Raw genomic sequence first — 2,775 nt, forward strand, 5'->3', positions numbered from 1 at the left:
TCTGGGCAGGGCCCGGCGATGGACCGAACCCCTATCTCGCTTGGCTTCTCTATTCCGACGCCGCCATCGTCACCGAGGACAGCGCCAATATGCTCTCGGATGCGGCCTGGCATGGACTGCCGGTCCACATCGCAAAGCTCGAAGGCTCCAATCCGAAATTCGACCGGCTGCATGAAAGCCTGATCCGGCGCGGCTGCGCCCGCTGGTTCGAGGGCGGGCTGGAGCAATGGGCCTATGAGCCATTGCGCGAGGCCGACCGTGTGGCAGACGAAATCGTGAGACGCCTGCTCGCGCGCCATCCGCAGCCGGCCCTGAAAGACGTCAAGGATGGCAGCGTCGTTGTGCCTGACTGGCTCTAAGGCTATGGAATAACATTTCTAAATCATTGTTTTTACATCAATTTTATTGACTTTTCGCGATCGATCCACGACATGGAGATCATGGGACACGAGCATTCACACGCGCATGATCACGGCCATGGCCACGAGCATTCCCATGCGAACATCGATACCGCTGATGCCCGCAAGCGCGTTGCGATAGCGGCGTTCCTCACCTTCGGCTTCATGATTGCCGAGGTGGTTGGCGGTGTCGTTTCAGGCTCGCTTGCGCTACTGGCCGATGCGGCGCACATGCTCACTGATGCAGGCTCGCTTGCCCTTGCCTGGCTCGGCTTCAAACTGGCGGAACGGCCGGCTGACGACCGGCGCAGTTTTGGGTGGGCGCGGTTCAAGATCCTCGCAGCCTTCGTCAACGGCATCACGCTGCTCGCGCTGGCCGCATGGATCTGTTTTGAAGCCATACAGCGCCTGGTTTCACCCGAACCTGTGATGGGCAGCGTCCTCATGGGCGTCGCCGTCGTCGGACTTCTGGTCAATATCATCGCCTTTTACCTGCTGCATGGCGGCGACCAGGAGGATCTCAACTTACAGGGGGCGCTCTGGCATGTGGCCGGCGATCTGCTCGGCTCTGTCGCCGCGATCGCGGCAGCCCTGGTCATCATGTTCACCGGCTGGATGCCGATCGACCCGATCCTCTCCATGCTCGTCGCCCTCCTGATCATTGTCGCGGGCGTCCGGATTACGCGGAAATCAGCTCACATCCTGATTGAGGGCGTCCCGTCAGGCCTCGAACCTGCAGACATCAAGGCCGATCTCGAAGCGAATATCGAAAATGCCGAGGAGGTCACCCATGTCCACGCCTGGGCCCTGACCGAGCAGAAACCCCTTGTCACACTCGAAGTCGTGGCGCGCGAAAACGTCTGCCTCGACACTTTGAGGCTCGCTGTAAAAGCCCGCCTCAAGGAGCATTTCGGCGTCAGCCATGCGACCGTGGAAGTGCGCAAGCCTGTGCAATAGTATCCCTTCACGCCCTGTTGAGCAGGGCCGGGGGTTTATTCAAAGCGCAAGAATCCCCATACCTATGGGCCGGACACGAGAAAAAGACTGGAACGGGTGATGAGCGAGACAATCCATTCAGAAATCCTGATCATAGGCTCCGGCCCTGCTGGCTGGACCGCGGCGATCTATGCCGCCCGCGCCATGCGTGACACCCGGGTTGTGGCCGGCCTGCAGCCGGGTGGCCAGCTGACCATCACCACGGACGTCGAGAACTATCCCGGCTTTTCCGAAATCCAGGGCCCTGAGCTCATGGAAAAGATGCGCGAGCATGCCGAGAAGATGGGCACACACGTCTCCGAGGATCACATCTCGGAAGTGAATTTTGACACCCGCCCCTTCAAGGCCATCGGCGAAAGCGGCGTCACCTATACGGGCGACGCGGTTGTCATCTGTACGGGCGCGCAGGCCAAATGGCTTGGCCTGCCGACCGAGCAGAAATTCCAGGGTTTTGGCGTGTCTGCCTGCGCGACCTGCGACGGCTTCTTCTACCGCGAAAAGGAAGTGCTCGTCATCGGCGGCGGCAATACGGCCGTCGAGGAAGCGCTCTTCCTGACCAATTTCGCCTCCAAGGTCACCGTGGTTCACCGCCGCGACAGTTTCCGCGCCGAGAAGATCCTGCAGGACCGCCTGTTCAAGCATCCCAAGGTCGAGATCCTCTGGGACACAGTGCTCGAAGAAGTGATCGGAGACGAGAACCCGCTCGGCGTCACCGGCGCGCGTCTCAAGAATGTGAAAACCGGCGAAGAGTTTACCCGCGATGCGCACGGCGTCTTCATCGCCATCGGCCATGCGCCGTCCACAGAGCTCTTCAAGGGCAAGGTCGACATGAAGGCCAATGGCTACCTCATCACAGAGCCCGGCACGACCAAGACGAATATTCCCGGTGTCTATGCCGCGGGCGACGTGACAGACGAGACTTATCGCCAGGCGGTCACGGCGGCTGGTATGGGCTGTATGGCTGCGCTGGAAGCTGAACACTGGCTTGAGGAACAAGCCGCTATCGAGGACGCCGTCGCTGCCGAATAGTCCTGCAAATGGCTGCTGGACGCGCTGGAAACTGCGGTTAAAAATGAGGACATGTTGAGAAAAATCGTCGTTTCGCTGGTCGTGTCTGTAGGGCTTTTGTCGGCCCCGGCCGCAGCTGCAGACGATTTCAGCGACGCCGTCGATGCCTACCTTGAGGAAGACTACAGCCAGATTGACGTGATCGCCCGCCATGCCGATGACGGTGTGCCCGAAGCGATCGCCCTGCTCGGGCGCGCCTATGTCAACGGCAATGGCCTGGAGCCGGACTTGCCGCTAGGGCTGGCCCTGCTCGAACAGGCGGCCACGCTCGGCGAAGTGTCGTCCGCGATACAGCTCGGGCGGGCCTATGAAT

General features: G+C 60.6%; 3 protein-coding genes and 1 pseudogene. All 4 read left to right on the top strand.

Features of this window, described 5'->3' with window-relative positions; translation table 11 throughout:
* Positions 1–359: ELM1/GtrOC1 family putative glycosyltransferase (locus tag WA989_RS02525; RefSeq protein ID WP_424338954.1), on the top strand; the 359-nt coding region annotated here is incomplete at its 5' end.
* An 81-nt stretch (positions 360–440) separates the two neighbouring features.
* Complete coding sequence (locus tag WA989_RS02530; protein ID WP_424338955.1) at positions 441–1,355, top strand: cation diffusion facilitator family transporter; 915 nt, start codon at positions 441–443, stop codon at positions 1,353–1,355.
* Positions 1,356–1,454: 99 nt separating this feature from the next.
* The gene (gene trxB / locus WA989_RS02535) at positions 1,455–2,423 is read left to right on the top strand and encodes a thioredoxin-disulfide reductase (protein ID WP_424338956.1); all 969 of its coding nucleotides are present in this window, start codon (positions 1,455–1,457) and stop codon (positions 2,421–2,423) included.
* Positions 2,424–2,474: 51 nt separating this feature from the next.
* Positions 2,475–2,775 (top strand): annotated as a pseudogene (locus WA989_RS02540) (hypothetical protein); the annotation flags it as partial.

It is taken from the genome of Henriciella sp., assembly GCF_049649345.1.
Taxonomy (GTDB): domain Bacteria; phylum Pseudomonadota; class Alphaproteobacteria; order Caulobacterales; family Hyphomonadaceae; genus Henriciella.

Coding starts and splice junctions, on each gene's coding strand:
- WA989_RS02530 (WP_424338955.1), top strand. CDS start 441: ATGGGACACGAGCATTCACACGCGCATGATCACGGCCATGGCCACGAG.
- trxB (WP_424338956.1), top strand. CDS start 1,455: ATGAGCGAGACAATCCATTCAGAAATCCTGATCATAGGCTCCGGCCCT.